This is a genomic window from Streptomyces sp. NPDC047081 (assembly GCF_040643775.1).
GTDB lineage: Bacteria > Actinomycetota > Actinomycetes > Streptomycetales > Streptomycetaceae > Streptomyces.
The window spans coordinates 639933-655232 of record NZ_JBEYUY010000001.1 but is presented as its reverse complement, the minus strand read 5'-3'; the positions used below and the strand labels follow the sequence as shown (position 1 = coordinate 655232).

Annotated in this window: 13 protein-coding genes and 1 tRNA gene; 11 read left to right on the top strand and 3 right to left on the bottom strand. The window is 71.1% G+C overall.

The features are described from left to right. The first annotated feature begins 96 nt into the window (after nt 1–96). Entirely contained in the window at nt 97–2856 is a 2760-nt protein-coding gene (locus ABZ848_RS02990) for a penicillin acylase family protein (protein ID WP_360824213.1), read from the top strand. Nucleotides 2857–2931: 75 nt separating this feature from the next. On the opposite strand, the gene ABZ848_RS02985 is transcribed toward ABZ848_RS02990, so the two are convergent. Beyond that, nucleotides 2932–3516, bottom strand: coding sequence for a 5-formyltetrahydrofolate cyclo-ligase (locus ABZ848_RS02985; protein WP_360824211.1), 585 nt, complete (start codon nt 3514–3516; stop codon nt 2932–2934). Between the two features lie 133 nt (nt 3517–3649). Here ABZ848_RS02985 and galU point away from each other — a divergent pair, with 133 nt between their 5' ends. From galU to ABZ848_RS02945, 8 genes are all read left to right on the top strand, one after another. Continuing rightward, nucleotides 3650–4552, top strand: a complete 903-nt coding sequence (gene galU, locus ABZ848_RS02980; RefSeq protein ID WP_360824208.1) for a UTP--glucose-1-phosphate uridylyltransferase GalU — start codon at nt 3650–3652, stop codon at nt 4550–4552. Between the two features lie 4 nt (nt 4553–4556). Beyond that, the gene (gene glp, locus ABZ848_RS02975; RefSeq protein WP_360824206.1) at nt 4557–5879 is read left to right on the top strand and encodes a gephyrin-like molybdotransferase Glp; all 1323 of its coding nucleotides are present in this window, start codon (nt 4557–4559) and stop codon (nt 5877–5879) included. A 130-nt stretch (nt 5880–6009) separates the two neighbouring features. Beyond that, nucleotides 6010–6522, top strand: a complete 513-nt coding sequence (gene moaC, locus ABZ848_RS02970) for a cyclic pyranopterin monophosphate synthase MoaC (RefSeq protein ID WP_360824203.1) — start codon at nt 6010–6012, stop codon at nt 6520–6522. Continuing rightward, on the top strand, nt 6519–7034 hold the full coding sequence (locus tag ABZ848_RS02965) for a MogA/MoaB family molybdenum cofactor biosynthesis protein (RefSeq protein ID WP_360824200.1): 516 nt from the start codon (nt 6519–6521) through the stop codon (nt 7032–7034). Before moaC ends, ABZ848_RS02965 begins: the two co-directional genes overlap by 4 nt. A gap of 20 nt (nt 7035–7054) precedes the next feature. Continuing rightward, a complete protein-coding gene (locus ABZ848_RS02960; protein ID WP_360824198.1) occupies nt 7055–7711 on the top strand; it encodes a GNAT family protein in 657 nt (218 codons plus the stop codon). Between the two features lie 197 nt (nt 7712–7908). Further along, complete coding sequence (gene glpR, locus ABZ848_RS02955; protein WP_360824195.1) at nt 7909–9147, top strand: gephyrin-like molybdotransferase receptor GlpR; 1239 nt, start codon at nt 7909–7911, stop codon at nt 9145–9147. 112 nt (nt 9148–9259) lie between these two features. Beyond that, a tRNA-Ala gene (locus ABZ848_RS02950) sits at nt 9260–9333 on the top strand. Between the two features lie 114 nt (nt 9334–9447). After that, on the top strand, nt 9448–9810 hold the full coding sequence (locus ABZ848_RS02945; protein WP_360824192.1) for a hypothetical protein: 363 nt from the start codon (nt 9448–9450) through the stop codon (nt 9808–9810). A gap of 19 nt (nt 9811–9829) precedes the next feature. Here the strand turns inward: ABZ848_RS02945 and ABZ848_RS02940 are convergent, their stop codons facing one another. Both ABZ848_RS02940 and ABZ848_RS02935 read right to left on the bottom strand, forming a co-directional pair. Further along, complete coding sequence (locus ABZ848_RS02940; protein ID WP_360824189.1) at nt 9830–12319, bottom strand: FtsX-like permease family protein; 2490 nt, start codon at nt 12317–12319, stop codon at nt 9830–9832. Then, on the bottom strand, nt 12313–13086 hold the full coding sequence (locus ABZ848_RS02935) for an ABC transporter ATP-binding protein (RefSeq protein WP_360824186.1): 774 nt from the start codon (nt 13084–13086) through the stop codon (nt 12313–12315). Before ABZ848_RS02935 ends, ABZ848_RS02940 begins: the two co-directional genes overlap by 7 nt. Before the next feature lie 198 nt (nt 13087–13284). On the opposite strand from ABZ848_RS02935, the gene ABZ848_RS02930 reads away from it, so the two are divergent. Together ABZ848_RS02930 and ABZ848_RS02925 are read left to right on the top strand one after the other, a co-directional pair. Next, complete coding sequence (locus tag ABZ848_RS02930) at nt 13285–14646, top strand: sensor histidine kinase (RefSeq protein ID WP_360824183.1); 1362 nt, start codon at nt 13285–13287, stop codon at nt 14644–14646. Further along, complete coding sequence (locus ABZ848_RS02925) at nt 14619–15278, top strand: response regulator transcription factor (RefSeq protein WP_360824180.1); 660 nt, start codon at nt 14619–14621, stop codon at nt 15276–15278. The genes ABZ848_RS02930 and ABZ848_RS02925 overlap by 28 nt, the downstream gene beginning before the upstream one ends. Nucleotides 15279–15300 lie beyond the last annotated feature (22 nt).

Below are 15300 nucleotides of genomic sequence, written 5' to 3'. Positions count from 1 at the left end.
CGTCAAGGGGCCGTGGGCCCTGCGCCTATGGTTGCTCCAGCGCTCATTCAACGTCACAGCCCGCCTGCCGCTCGCGTTAGGACAGCAAGGACAGCGATGCCCCCCAACACCACCGCCACAACGGGTGACAAGCCCGGCAAGTCCGGCAGGAAGAAGGGGCGCAAAGCCCGATTGGTCGTTCTGGTGCTGGTCCTGGCCATCATCGGAGGCGTCGCCTACGGGGCGTACTGGTCGATCAGCACCGTCCGCGCGTCGTTCCCGCAGACGAAGGGCTCGATCACCCTCGACGGTCTGTCAGGTCCCGTCGACGTGAAGCGCGACGGCTACGGCATCCCGCAGATCTACGCCAACTCCGACGAGGACCTGTTCATGGCGCAGGGCTACATCCAGGCGCAGGATCGGTTCTACGAGATGGACGTGCGCCGCCACATGACCTCCGGGCGCCTGTCGGAGATGTTCGGCAAGGGCCAGGTCAAGAACGACGAGTTCCTGCGCACCCTGGGCTGGGACCGCGTCGCCAAGGAGGAGTACGACGCCAAGCTGTCTGCCTCCACCAAGAAGTACCTCCAGGCCTACGCCAAGGGAGTCAACGCCTATCTCCAGGGCAAGGACGGCAAGGAGATCTCCCTCGAGTACGCCGCCCTGGGCTTCACCAACGACTACAAGCCCGCGAAGTGGACCCCCGTCGACTCGGTCTCGTGGCTGAAGGCGATGGCCTGGGACCTGCGCGGCAACATGCAGGACGAGATCGACCGCGCCCTGATGACCAGCCGCCTGGGCCCGAAGCAGATCAAGGACCTGTACCCGGACTACCCGTACGCCACCAACAAGGCGATCGTCCAGGAGGGCCAGTACGACGAACTGACCGAGACGTTCGAGCAGAACGGCTCCACGTCGACCGGCGGAACGTCCACAAGCGGTTCTACGGCCTCTTCGTCGACCTCGGCGGGCTCAGCCCTGACGAGCCAGCTCTCGGGGCTCTACGACGTCCTGGACGACGTTCCCACGGCCGTCGGCGTGAACGGCCAGGGCATCGGCTCCAACTCCTGGGTCGTCGCCGGGGATCACACCATCACCGGCCACCCCCTGCTGGCCAACGACCCGCACCTGTCGGCCTCGCTGCCGTCCGTCTGGTACCAGATGGGCCTGCACTGCCGCACGGTCTCCAGCAAGTGCCAGTACGACGTCACCGGCTACACCTTCGCGGGCATGCCCGGCGTGGTCATCGGCCACAACGGCGACATCGCCTGGGGCATGACCAACTCCGAGGTCGACGTCACCGACCTCTACCTGGAGAAGCTCAGCGGCGACGGCTACCTGTACGACGGCACGGTCAAGCCCTTCAAGACGCGCGAGGAGACCATCAAGGTCGCCGGCGGCGCCTCGAAGAAGATCATCGTCCGTGAGACTGCCGACGGCATGCCCCTGCTGTCCGACCGCGACGACGAGCTCGTGAAGGTCGGCAAGAAGGCCACCGTCGACACGGCCGCCCCGGACCGCGGCGACGGCTACGGCATCGCGTTGCGCTGGACCGCGCTCGACGCCGGCACGACCATGGACGCCGTCTTCGCCATGGACAAGGCCTCGGACTGGAGCGAATTCCGCTCCGCGGCAAAGCTGTTCGACGTCCCCTCGCAGAACCTGATCTACGCCGACAAGGACAACATCGGCTACACGCTGCCCGGAAAGATCCCCACGCGCGCGAAGAAGGACGACGGTTCGCTCCCCGCGCCGGGCTGGGACTCCAGCTACAAGTGGACCGGGTACATCCCGTCGGACGCGCTGCCCTACGAGTACAACCCGAAGCGCGGCTACATCGTGACCGCCAACCAGGCCGTCATCGATCCGGACAAGTACCCCTACACGCTTACCACGGACTGGGGCTACGGCACTCGCAGCCAGCGGATCACCGACCTGATCGAGCAGAAGATCAAGGGCGGCGGCAAGATCTCCACGGACGACATGCGCCAGATGCAGCTGGACGACACGAGCGTGATCGCCCAGAAGCTCGTGCCCGCGCTGCTGAAGATCGACGTCGGGGACAAGGACGTCCGCGAGGCGCAGAAGCTGCTGGAGGGCTGGGACTACACCCAGGACGCCGACTCGGCCGCGGCCGCCTACTTCAACGCGGTCTGGCGCAACATCCTCAAGCTCGCCTTCGGCAACAAGCTGCCCAAGGAACTGCGCGTCAAGGGCCAGTGCCTGTGGGTCGACCCGGTCAACACCACCGGGCCCGCGGACGACACCCAGAAGGTCCGCGAGTGCGGCGAGCGCGACGCCGACCAGGCGCAGCCGGACGGCGGCGACCGCTGGTTCGAGGTCGTGCGCAAGCTCATGGACGACCCGAAGAGCGACTGGTGGACCACGCCCAAGTCGCTCACCCGGCCGGGCGCCGAGAACAACCGTGACGACCTGTTCAAGCGCGCCATGATCGACGCCCGCTGGGAGCTGACCGCCAAGCTCGGCAAGGACATCGACACCTGGAGCTGGGGCCGGCTGCACCGCCTGTTCCTGAAGAACCAGACCCTCGGCACCGACGGCCCCGGCTTCCTGAAGTACGTCCTCAACCGCGGCCCCTGGAAGCTCAGCGGCGGCGAGGCCACGGTCAACGCCACCGGCTGGAACGCCGCCGGCGGCTACGGCGTCGTGTGGGTCCCGTCGATGCGCATGGTGGTCAACCTCGACGACCTCGACAAGTCGAAGTGGATCAACCTCACCGGAGCCTCCGGCCACGCCTACAGCTCCCACTACACCGACCAGACGAGCAAGTGGGCCGACGGCGAACTGCTCGACTGGAACTTCTCGGAGAAGGCCGTCGACAAGAGCACGAGCGACACGCTGGTGCTGAAGCCGTGAGCCTCCGGCGGTGAGCCGAGAGGCGCAGGTTGCGTCTGTGGGGCGCGTGGCGGTTGCCGCGCGCCCCGCGGCGTTTCACGCGCCGTTCTGGAAGCGGCGCACGCCCGACGGCGTCACCACCGCGCTCACCGGCCGGTCGTGCGCCTCCGCGGGAACGTGCTCGACGACCTCGGAGTCGTACAGGAGCACCACCAGTGCGGGGTGTGCGCCCGCGTGCTCCAGTCGCGCGAGCACGCGGTCGTACGATCCTCCGCCGCGCCCCAGCCGCATCCCGCGCCCGTCGACCGCCAGCCCCGGCAGCAGCACCACGTCGGCCCCGGTCACGGCGTCCGGGCCGAGGCGCTCGCCCGACGGCTCGAACAGCGCCATCTTTCCGCTGTGTTGGACGCGGGCGAGGGAGCCCTCGCCGGTGTACGCGCCCCAGTCCAGGTCGTTGTCGGGCAGGAGCGCCGGGAGCAGGACCCGCACGCCCCGCGCGTGCAGCGCGTCCAGGAGCGCGAGGGTGCCCGGTTCGCTCCCCACGGAGACGTACGCCGCCACCGAGCGCGCCCGCGCCAGCTCGGGTAGCTCCAGCGCGCGCTCCGCCAGCGCGCCCGCGGCTTCCCGCAGGTCATCCGCCGTCAACCTGTTCCTCACCGCGAGGAACTCTCGCCGCAACATTCGCTTGTCAGTCTCGGCTGCACGTCCGCTGTGACCCACAGGTCGTACCCGTACCCTTCCTAATGTGCTCATATGAGAGCCAATTAACCGGAGCCACAGATTCCCTACAAAGGCACCGGATAAGGTTGCGGGCATGACTCAGTCCCAGCCCAGGATCAGCAAGGCTGTCATTCCCGCAGCCGGCCTCGGTACCCGGTTCCTGCCGGCCACCAAGGCCACTCCCAAGGAGATGCTGCCGGTCGTCGACAAGCCGGCGATCCAGTATGTGGTCGAGGAGGCCGTGTCAGCGGGCCTCGACGACGTCCTCATGATCACAGGTCGCAACAAGCGCCCCCTCGAGGACCACTTCGACCGCAACTACGAACTCGAGTCGGCGCTCCAGAAGAAGGGCGACGCCGGGCGGCTGGCCAAGGTCCAGGAGTCCAGCGACCTCGCGACCATGCACTACGTGCGCCAGGGCGACCCCAAGGGGCTCGGTCACGCCGTGCTGTGCGCCGCCCCGCACGTGGGTCACGAGCCCTTCGCCGTCCTGCTCGGCGACGACCTGATCGACCCGCGCGACCCGCTGCTCGCGCGCATGGTCGAGGTCCAGGAGCGGCACGGCGGCAGCGTGATCGCGCTCATGGAGGTCGCGCCGGAGCAGATCCACCTCTACGGCTGCGCGGCCGTGGAGACCACCGAGGACGGCGACGTCGTCAAGGTGACCGGCATGGTCGAGAAGCCCGACGCGGCGGACGCCCCGTCGAACTACGCGATCATCGGCCGCTATGTCCTCGACCCGCACGTCTTCGACATACTGCGCAAGACCGAGCCCGGCCGCGGCGGCGAGATCCAGCTCACCGACGCCCTCCAGCAGCTCGCCCAGGACGAGAAGGTCGGCGGCCCCGTGCACGGCGTCGTCTTCAAGGGCCGCCGCTATGACACCGGGGACCGCGGCGACTATCTGCGTGCCATTGTCAGACTCGCGTGCGAACGTGAAGACCTGGGCCCGGACTTCCGGACCTGGCTTCGCAGTTACGTAGCCGAGGAGATGTAGCGATTTGAGCAGCGCCGCGCCCCGCACCGCCGGCCCGGACCACCTGTGGTCGGTGGACGAGCACCTGGAGGACATCCTCGCGACCGTTCGCCCCCTGGAACCCATCGAGCTGAACCTCCTGGACGCGCAGGGCTGCGTCCTGGTCGAGGACGTCACGGTGCCGGTCTCGCTGCCGCCGTTCGACAACAGCTCCATGGACGGGTACGCGGTACGGGTCGCGGATGTCGCGGGCGCGAGCGAGGAGTTCCCCGCCGTCCTGGACGTCGTCGGGGATGTCGCGGCGGGCCAGGCCGAGCTGATCCACGTGGGTCCCGGCCAGGCCGCCCGCATCATGACCGGCGCCCCGCTGCCGCCCGGTTCCGAGACCGTCGTCCCGGTCGAGTGGACCGACGGGGGCCTCGGCGAGGGTCCGGTGGCCGGGATGCGCGCCCGGGCCCTGGCGCCCGAGGGCGCCGAGGGGCACGTGCACGTGTACCGGCCGGCCGAGGCACGCGCGCACGTACGCGCGAAGGGCAGCGACGTGAAGGCCGGAGACCGCGCGCTCGACGCGGGCACGGTCCTCGGGCCGCCGCAGATCGCGCTGCTCGCCGCGATCGGGCGCGGCACAGTACGCGTGCGCCCGCGCCCGCGTGTGGTCGTCATGTCCACCGGCAGCGAACTCGTCCAGCCCGACGAGGACCTGGGCAACGGCCAGATCTACGACTCCAACAGCTTCGCCCTCACCGCCTGCGCCCGCGACGCCGGCGCCATCGCCTACCGCGTCGGCGCCGTCCCCGACGACGCCGAGACCCTCCGCTCCACCATCGAGGACCAGCTCGTCCGCGCCGACCTCCTGGTGACCACCGGGGGCGTGAGCGTCGGGGCGTACGACGTCGTCAAGGAGGCGCTGTCCCACGTAGGTGACGAGGACGAGGCGGGCAGCGGCATCGAGTTCCGCAAGCTCGCCATGCAGCCCGGCAAGCCCCAGGGCTTCGGTTCCATCGGCCCCGACCACACCCCGCTGCTGGCGCTCCCCGGCAACCCGGTGTCGTCGTACGTCTCCTTCGAGCTGTTCGTGCGGCCCGCGATCCGCACGCTCATGGGGCTCGACGACGTCCACCGGCCGCGCGCGCGCGCGACCCTCACCACCGGCAAGGCGCTGACCTCGCCGAAGGGTCGTCGGCAGTTCCTCCGGGGCACGTACGCCGACGGGGCCGTGACGCCGGTCGGTGGGGCCGGATCGCACCTGGTCGCGGCCCTCGCGCACGCCGACGCGCTGATCGTCGTACCCGAGGACGTGGAGTCCGTGGAACCCGGCACCGAGGTCGAGGTCGTCCTGCTCGGCTGAGCCCACGCGCGCGTGGCGGTCCGTGGGGCGGTCCTGGGCAGTTGTTTGCGCCGACTTGGGGGTACCGTGTCGCGCACAACAGGCCCATGCGCCGCACCGCGACGGGCCCGGACCGGGAGTGCCACACACCATGACTGTGCCTTCCCGGGGGGAGACCCCCGGATCCTCCGCGCAGGACCGCCTGACGCACATCGACGAGGCGGGCGCCGCCCGCATGGTCGACGTGTCCGAGAAGGACGTGACGGCGCGCACGGCGCGCGCCAGCGGGCGCGTCCTCGTCTCACCACGCGTGGTCGATCTGCTGCGCGGTGAGGGGATGCCCAAGGGCGACGCCCTCGCCACCGCGCGCATCGCGGGCATCATGGGCGCCAAGCGCACCCCGGACCTCATCCCGCTGTGCCACCCGTTGTCGGTGTCCGGTGTGAAACTGGATCTGTCGGTCGCGGACGACGCCGTGGAGATCCTCGCCACCGTGAAGACCACGGACCGTACGGGCGTCGAGATGGAGGCTCTCACCGCGGTCTCCGTCGCCGCACTCACCGTGATCGACATGGTCAAGGCGGTCGACAAGGGAGCGGTCATCACGGACGTGCGCGTGGAGGAGAAGACGGGCGGCAAGTCGGGCCACTGGAGCCGGACATGAGCGCCGTGCCCTATCGCGCGCTCGTCGTCACCGCCTCCAACCGCGCCGCCGCCGGGGTCTACGAGGACAAGGGCGGCCCGTTGATCGCCAAGGGCCTCGAAGGCTTCGGTTTCGCCGTCGACGGGCCGCGGGTCGTCCCCGACGGCGAGCCCGTGGAGGCGGCGCTGCGCGCGGGTGTGGAGGCCGGTTACGACGTCGTCGTCACCACCGGCGGCACCGGCATCTCGCCCACCGACCGCACGCCCGAGGCGACCCGCAAGGTGATCGACTACGAGGTGCCGGGCATCGCGGAGGCCATCCGGGCGTTCGGACGGGAGAAGGTGCCGACCGCCGCGCTCTCCCGGGGGCTGGCCGGAGTGGCGGCCGGGACCCTGATCGTCAACCTGCCGGGTTCCACCGGCGGGGTGAAGGACGGACTGGCCGTCCTGGAGCCCCTGCTGGTCCACGCCGTCGACCAGGTCCGCGGCGGCGACCACCCGAGACCCGGCGCCATCAGTGGGGGTGCGAGCTGAACAGCCCGTCCTGGCCCGTCGTGCTGGTGGACGGCGACATCGTCCTCCGGCCCATAAAGCTGCGCGACCAGCGGGCGTGGCGCGAGGTCAACCGGCGCAACCGGGACTGGCTGCGCCCCTGGGAGGCGACCATCCCGCCGCCCACGCCGAGCGGGCCCATCGCGCACCGGCCGACCTATCGGCAGATGGTCCGGCATCTGCGTTCCGAGGCGAACTCGGGCCGGATGCTGCCTTTCGTCATCGAGTACCAGGGGCGCCTCGTCGGGCAGTTGACGGTCGCGGGAATCACCTGGGGCTCCATGTGTTCGGGGCACATCGGTTACTGGGTCGACGAGTCGGTGGCCGGCCGCGGCGTGATGCCGACATCCGTGGCGCTCGTCGTGGACCACTGTTTCCGGACCGTTGGTCTGCACCGCATCGAGGTCTGCATTCGACCCGAGAACGGGCCCAGCCGCCGGGTCGTGGAGAAACTCGGATTCCGTGAGGAGGGGCTCAGGCCGCGTTATCTCCACATCGACGGCGCCTGGCGCGACCACCTGGTCTTCGCCCTCACCGCGGAAGAGGCCCCTGAGGGGTTGCTCAACCGCTGGCAGCGGGCACGCTCCCAGCAGACGTCGCACGACGCGTCCCGTAACACCCCGCGGAACCCGCAGAACACCCCGGGGAATCCCGCATAGCCCGCCCAAAGCACCGGCAAATTGAATGCTTGTTCGAAATTGATCGCTCGGTGACCGTCTCAAGGCATTAAATTCGCGCCCTCGGTGGGCTGCTGATCGCATCGGTCACAAAAAAAGTTCGAAATATCAGCCAGATCGTGCGACACACCGGCCCAATTGGCAGATGGCCTCACGCAAACCCCTCTACCGTGTGAGGCGTGAGCAGCAGCGGCCTCATCTACGCAGTCATTGTCGGGGCCTGGGCCGCCTACTTGGTGCCGATGTGGCTCCGTAGGCAGGACGAGCTGAACGAGGCCCGTCCGACGGAACGCTTCAGCACGGCCATCCGGTTGCTGTCCGGACGGGCGGGCATGGAGCGCCGGTACGCCAAGGACCTGCGCGCGCGTTCCACCGACGAGGGGGAGCCCAGCGCCGACGCTCCGGACGTCGTCACCGACTCGGTGGACGTCCGGGCCTTCGCCATGCCTCCGACCCGGCCGCAGGCGCGGGCGGAGGTCCGGGCAGAGGCGCCGGCGCCGGCTTCCGGGCGCGCGCAACCGGCGCGTGAACAGGCGGAAGCGCCGGCGCCCGGTTCCGGATCCGCGCCCGCGCGTCCTTCCGACTCCGCGCCCGCGCGCAAGCGCGTGCCCGCGGCCCGGCGCACGCCCGCCGAAGAGGCGGCCGCCGCGCGCGCCCGGCGCACGAAGGTGCTCGCGCGCCGTCGGCGCACAACCGTGGTGCTCTTCATCGCCTTCACGCTCGGCGCGATCGTCGCCGCGGTAGGTGGGCTCGCGTTCCTGTGGGCGCCCGGCGTGCCCGCCGTGCTGCTCAGCGGGTACATCGCCTACCTGCGCACCCAGGAGCGCCGCCGCTTCGCCTACCAGATGGACCGCCGCCGCGCCGAGGCCGCCGCCCAGCGCCTGCGGGAGCGGGCGCGGCAGCCGCGGCGCCGTACCGCCGGCGAGGCGGACGTCGACGAGCCGGAGGGAGTGCCAGAGCCCGCGACCGACCCCGGGCTGTCCGCGCTCGCCGCCGACCGGCGCGCGCTCGTCGAGCAGACCGACCACGCCGAGTGGGTCGATCAGCAGCGGGAGCGGCAGCGGCGGCCCGGGCACGGGGACAGCTGGGATCCGGTGCCGGTGCCGTTGCCGACGTACGTGACCGCGCCGGTCGCTCCGCGGGCGACCTCGGACGTGGACCTCGGGGCGCCGGACGCGTGGAGTTCGGCGCGGTCGAGTTCCGTCACGCCGGACCAGGAGGCGCAGGGCGGCTCCGGTGCCGAGCGGCGGGATGCCGCGGAAGCGTCGGAGACCGCGCCCGCGGAGGAGAGGGCCGACGACGACGGGCGTAGTGACGCCCGCCGGGCGGCTTCCGCACGGCGGGCACGGGAGCGGGGGCGTACGCCGTTGTTCGATCAGTACGAGGACGGCGAGCGGCCGCGGGCCGCCAACGAGTAGGCGGCTGCGCGCGGCCTCTCACCCGTCCCACCTGTACTGCTGCCGCCGTCCGCCGCCCGGGAACGGATTTCCAAGCACGCGGATCGGGGTGCTAGAGTTTCACTCGTTGCAAGGGCCTGTGGCGCAGTCCGGTAGCGCACCTCGTTCGCATCGAGGGGGCCAGGGGTTCAAATCCCCTCAGGTCCACGCAGCTCAAAGCCCCTACTGGTGATGACCAGTAGGGGCTTTGGCATGCCGTGCAGCAGTGGAGTGCAGGACCTATACCCTCGGCGAAACAGTTCCTCGCCGGGGGAGCAGGGTATGGACGCAGCCGCGCCGCGTGGTCCTGGAGGCTGGTCGGTCTTCGGTGTCGCGGTGACCGCCGCCGTCCTCACCACCGTGTGGTGGGGGCTCACTGCGCTGCTGTCCGTGAACTTCGAGAACGACTGCCTCTTCTACCTTGGTGCCACCGGACCGCGGGTCGAACACTGTTTGCTGGTCAACGACCGGGCGGAGACGTGGCTTCCCCGGCTGGTGCCCGCGGCGTGGACCAGTGCCGCGCTGGTTCCCTGCCTGCCACGCCGGTTTCTTCTGGGGCGGCGCACGGCCGCCGGCGTCGCCGTCGCCTGTCTGATCGTCTCTGTGGTGCTCGGGGCGCATGCCCTGGCCGTCTTCGGCCCATGAGGGGATGTGTGAGGCTTCGTCAGAGGGAGCGTCTTGGGGCGCGGCGCAGGGCGAGGGCCGTTGAGGGCAGGGCCGCGGTGGTGGCCAGGAGGGTGCATGCCGTTGTCGTGGTGGCCAGGGGCTGCCAGGGGAGAGTGAGGGATGGGCTCGCCGAGTGCAGGGTCAGGGCCGTCCAGATGGGGATCAGGTTCAAGGCCGTCACCAGGAGGCCCAGGATCGTGGCCAGGGCCACCGTTGTCAGGGACTCTGCGGTGGTGAGGCGCACCAGCTGGGCGCGGGTTGCGCCCGTCAGGCGCAGGGTTGCCAGGTCGCGCCGGCGGTCGGAGGCCGCCATGAGCTGGGTGTTGGCCACCGAGATGCCCGTATAGAGGAGCGCGATGCCCAGGACCAGGAGGAAGCCCAGGCGGGTGGTGCGGTCCGCGGGGGACCAGACGTCTGCGGGAGCTGTGCGCCGTAGCCACTCCTGACGGGTGAGGAGCTCGGCGCCCGAGCCCGCCGTCAGGCTGCGCAGGGTCGCCGCCGTCTTCGTCGGGTCCGTGTCGCCTCGTAGCGCTACGTCGATCCGGTTCACGGGGGCGCGCGGGGCGTTCGCCTGGGTGACGTACACGCCGTTGTCGCCCGTGCCCGTCGGCATGACGGCCGCGATGCGGAGGGACTTGCGGGTGCCGTCAGCGAGCCAGACGGTCACCCTGGTGCCCACGGTGTGGGTCTGCCACTCCTCGTTGACGATGATCGAGTCGTCGTCGAGGTCGGTGACGCGGCCGGCGGTGAGGGGGAGGCGGGTCGTTGCGGCGAGGGCGCGGGGGTCGGCCGCTCGGGCTTCGGAGCTTATGAGGGCCACGTCGTCCTCGATTGTGTAGATCGTGCTCGATGCGGTGGGGGAGATCACGGCGTCGGGGAACTCGCGCAGGTGGTTGAGGGTTGTGTTGGTAAAGGGGACGGGCGACGTGAGTACGAAGTCGGCGGTGGTGCGGGAGCGGGTCTCCGCCGATCTCGCGGCGTTCAGGGTTGCCGTCGTGCCGAGCAGGGAGCCCGTCAGGGCCACCGTGATCAGGATCGGGGCCGCCAGGGACGCGGTGCGGCGGGCGGCTGTCGCGGTGTTCTCGCGGACCAGCGTGCCGACGGCGCCCGGGAAGCGGGCGATCAGGCGGACGAGGGGGCGGATCAGCGCGGGGGAGAGCAGGGCGACCGCCGTGATCAGGAGCATCGGGCGGCTGACGTAGGTCTTGCGGTGGAGGAGGTCGCCAGGGTCGGTGAGGAGAGTCACGGTGAGGGTGGCGGCCGCCGTCAGCAGCAGGACCGTACCGGCGACGAGGCGGCCTCGGGTCAGGGGTGCGCCGTCCACCGACGCCTCGCGCAGGGCCTGGGTGGGCGGGGTTCGGCCTGCTCGCCAGGACGCGGTCGCCGCGCCGCACAGGGAGACCAGCAGGCCCGTCCAGAAGGCCAGGTGGTACGGCCATGTGGAGGCGCCGATCCGGAACCACGCCGGCGCCAGGCCGCCGTCGACCACCCGGGACGCAAGGTGTGGGGCGGCGTACCCGCCCAGCGCGCAGCCGGCCGCCGAGGCGAGCGTGCCGATCAGCAGCGCCTCCGCGCAGACCGTCCGCCGGATCTGACCCGGCGTGGCGCCCACGGTGCGCAGCAGCCCGAACTCCCGGCGCCGTTGCGCCACCGCGAAGGCGAACGTCGACGCCACGACGAACACCGATACGAAGCCGGTGACGCCGCCGGCCGTTCCGAACAGGGCGTTCAGCGCGGTGAGCGCCTCGCGGTCCCGGTCCGGATCGGCGTCGGCCAGGTGTCGCGAGTCGCGGGTCAGGACGCGAACGGGGTTGCTGGTGGCGTAGTCATCAGCGTGCTCGTCTTGAGTGCGCTTCGCGCCGCCCCCGTTCACCAACCGCCGCACCTCCGCCGCATCCGCCCGTACCACCAACTGCGTGCTCACCGGGGCGAGTCGGGCCGCTTGGGGGTCTGTGTAGAACAGGGCGTTCTCGAAGGGGAGTTCGCGGACGGTGCCGACCACCTTCAGGGTTCCCGAGGTGGTGTGCAGGTGTTGGCCCACGGAGGTCCAGGTGCCGGTCGCCACGACCTCGTTCGTGGTTCGGGGGGCTCGGCCCGTGGTCAGTTCGTACGGGGCGAAACGGGCCGTTGACCACGGGTGGCCCAGCAGGTCTCGCGGTGCGCCCTTTGCCCGTACGGCGAAGGAGCGGTCCTCGGTGACCGGGCCCAGCTTGCGCAGCGCGGCGATCGTGCGCGGCGGGATCGGGCGTGGGCTTGCGAGCTTCTTCGTGCGGATGCCAGACGGTGTGCGTACCCGGAGGGCGTCCTGGCCCTGGACCACCACCTCGGCCGCCGCGAAACGTTCCGGTCGGCGTTCGGGGGCCTCGAAGGACGATGCCAGAGCCAGGCCCATGACCGTGAGCAGGCAGACGCCGAGTGCCAGGGCGACGAAGCTGCCGGTGAAGGTCGCCCAGCGGGTGCGCAGGGTGCGCAGGGCAATGCTCAGCACGGGGCGGCCTCCAGGGTGGTCATGCGGTTCGCGATCTCGGCCGCGGACGCGCCGGTCAGTTCGCCGTTCACGGCTCCGTCGACCAGGAAGACGACCCGGTCCGCGTACGACGCCGCCAACGGGTCGTGCGTGACCATCACGATCGTGTGGTGCTCGGTGTCGGTCAGGGCGCGGAGGAGCGTGAGTACGTCCTTGCCGGTCCGGGTGTCGAGGGCGCCCGTCGGCTCGTCGGCGAACAGAACCTCGGGGCGGGTGATCAGGGCGCGGGCCAGGGCGACGCGTTGCTGCTGGCCGCCGGAGAGTTCGGTGGGGCGGTGGTGGGTGCGGGTGCCGAGGCCGACTCGGTGCAGGGCCTCGCGGACCTGCGCTTTCGGGACTCTGCGGCCGGCCAGGCGGAGGGGGAGGGCGACGTTCTGTTCCGTGGTCAGGGACGGGAGGAGGTTGAAGGCCTGGAAGACGAAGCCGATGCGTTCGCGGCGCAGGAGGGTGAGTCTGCGTTCGGTGAGGGTTGTGAGTTCCGTGCCGCCGAGGCGGACCGAGCCGGCGGTGGGGCGGTCCAGGCCGGCCGCGCACTGGAGCAGCGTGGACTTGCCGGAGCCGGAGGGGCCCATCACCGCCGTGAAGGTGCCGCGCGGGAAGGTGAGGGTGACGCCGTCCAGTGCGGTCACTTTGCCGGCGCCTGTGCCGAACTCCCGGCGGACGTCCCGTAGTTCGACCGCGTTGAGGGTTTCGAGTGGGTCGGCCGTGCCGCTGGTATGGGTTGTCATCTGCTCTCGGTCCCCGTGTCTCGTGGTGATTCGGCCGGCGGTGCGGTCGGTGGTTCGGTGACTGCGGGACTACGAAACCTCGGCGCGGGGGTCTGAATCAGTGCGGCAGGGGTGAGAGTTGGGGGTAGGGCCAGGCATACCCCGGAGCTCCACCGAGCCGTATGGTCCGGGCCGTGAGCCCCTTCTAACGTGATCGTCATGGAGATCTGGCGGGCGTTGGGCAGGCGCGGGTACCTGCGGTCGGCGTGGCCGTGGCGGGCGGTCGCCTATCTGGGTGGCGGGGCGGTGTTCGGGGCCGTCGTCCTTGTGGTGATCGTGTGCGGCGCCGTGGCCGGGGGTGCGCTGGCCGTCGTGCTCGTCGGACTGCCGCTGCTTCTGCTGACGGCGCTGATCGGGCTGCCGGTGGCCGCTGTTGAGCGGTGGCGGTTGCGGTGGGTTGGGGTGGGGGCGCGTTGGGCGCCGGAAGGCGCGCATTCGGCGCCGGGCGCCCCTGACCTGTCGGTGGGCGCCGCTCACCTAGCCCCGAGCGCGGCGCATCGGCCGCCACAAGGGGCGCACAAGATCCCGGGCGCGCCTGGGTTGCGCGCCTGGCTCGCGACGAGCTTGCGGGAGGCGGCCACCTGGCGCGAGCTGGCGTATGCCGTCCTGCTCGGGGTGGTGTTGTGGCCGCTCGACGCGCTCGCCGTCGTCCTGGGCGCCGGTGTTCCGTTGTCCATGGTGGGCGCGCCCGTGCTGGTCGGGGTGCAGGGTGAGGCGAAGGTGGTGAAGTTGTGGAGCGTGGAGAGTTGGGGCGGCGCGTGTGCCGTCTCCGCGCTCGGGCTCGCACTCCTCTGCGTGGGCGCGTATGCCCTGGGGGCCGCTGCCGGCGCGCGCGTTGAGCTCGCGCGCACGTTCCTCACCCCGGCGCGCACCACCGACAACGCGCGCCTCACCGAACTCGTGCGCTCCCGCGCACGCCTCGTCGACGCCTTCGAGGCCGAGCGCCGCCGCATCGAGCGCGACCTGCACGACGGCGCGCAACAACGGCTCGTCGCCCTCACCATGACGCTGGGCCTCGCCCGACTTGACGCGCCGCCAGGACCGTTCGCCGACCAGATCGCGAAGGCGCACGACGAAGCCGGGCAGGCGCTCGCCGAGATCCGTGAGCTGATCCAGGGCATCCACCCGAAGGTGCTCGCCGACTACGGCCTGGAGGCGGCCGTCACCGACGCGGCCGATCGCAGCCCGGTGCCGGTGGACGTCGAACTGGAGCTGCCGCGGCTGCCGCAAGCCGTGGAGTCCGCCGCGTACTTCGTCGTGCGCGAGGCGCTCGCGAACGTGGCCAGGCACAGCGGGGCGGGGCGGGCCGAGGTGAGTGGCGGGTACGAGGACGGGCGGCTCGTGCTGCGGATCGGGGACGACGGGCGCGGGGGTGCGGAGCCGGGCGCCGGGACGGGGCTCACCGGGCTCGCGGACCGGGTGTCAGTGCTCGATGGCAGACTCGCAGTGTCCAGCCCGCCCGGTGGACCGACCCTGCTCAGAGTGGAGATTCCTTGCCGGCCGATCACGCCCTGCGCATAGTCCTCGCCGAGGACAGCGTGCTGCTGCGCGAAGGGCTGATCGGGCTGCTCGGGCGTTTCGGGCACGAGGTCGTCGCGGCCGTCGGGGACGCCCAGGCCCTGGTCGACGCCGTCGCCGCGCACGGGCCGGACGTGGTCGTGACCGACGTACGCATGCCGCCCGGTTTTCAGGACGAGGGGCTGCACGCGGCGGTGCGGTTGCGGGCGGAGCGGCCCGGGTTGCCGGTGCTGGTGCTCAGCCAGTACGTGCAGCGGTCGTACGCCGCGGAGTTGCTGGACTCCGGGGACGGGACCGGCGTCGGCTATCTGCTCAAGGACCGGGTGGGGCAGGTGGAGCAGTTCGTGGACGCGCTGCGGGACGTCGCGGGCGGGGGCACGGTGGTCGATCCCGAGGTCGTACGGCAGCTGCTGCGCCGGCGCCGCGACCCGCTCGCGCGGCTCACCGCGCGGGAGCGGGAGGTGCTGGCGCTGGTCGCGGAGGGCAGGTCGAACGGCGCGATAGCCCGGGAACTGGTCGTCTCCGAGGCGGCCGTCGGCAAGCACATCGGCTCCATCCTCACCAAGCTGGACCTGCCCCCGGCGGACGACGTCCATAGGAGGGTGCTCGCCGTGCTGGCGTACCTCAGAGGCTGAGCGCCCGGCCCGCGAACCGAGT

Excerpts from the sequence above, each read along its gene's own strand:
- galU (WP_360824208.1), top strand. The coding sequence starts at position 3,650 with ATGACTCAGTCCCAGCCCAGGATCAGCAAGGCTGTCATTCCCGCAGCC.
- ABZ848_RS02990 (WP_360824213.1), top strand. The coding sequence starts at position 97 with ATGCCCCCCAACACCACCGCCACAACGGGTGACAAGCCCGGCAAGTCC.
- ABZ848_RS02935 (WP_360824186.1), bottom strand. The coding sequence starts at position 13,086 with ATGACAACCCATACCAGCGGCACGGCCGACCCACTCGAAACCCTCAAC.
- ABZ848_RS02985 (WP_360824211.1), bottom strand. The coding sequence starts at position 3,516 with ATGTTGCGGCGAGAGTTCCTCGCGGTGAGGAACAGGTTGACGGCGGAT.
- moaC (WP_360824203.1), top strand. The coding sequence starts at position 6,010 with ATGACTGTGCCTTCCCGGGGGGAGACCCCCGGATCCTCCGCGCAGGAC.
- ABZ848_RS02945 (WP_360824192.1), top strand. The coding sequence starts at position 9,448 with ATGGACGCAGCCGCGCCGCGTGGTCCTGGAGGCTGGTCGGTCTTCGGT.
- ABZ848_RS02930 (WP_360824183.1), top strand. The coding sequence starts at position 13,285 with ATGGAGATCTGGCGGGCGTTGGGCAGGCGCGGGTACCTGCGGTCGGCG.
- ABZ848_RS02965 (WP_360824200.1), top strand. The coding sequence starts at position 6,519 with ATGAGCGCCGTGCCCTATCGCGCGCTCGTCGTCACCGCCTCCAACCGC.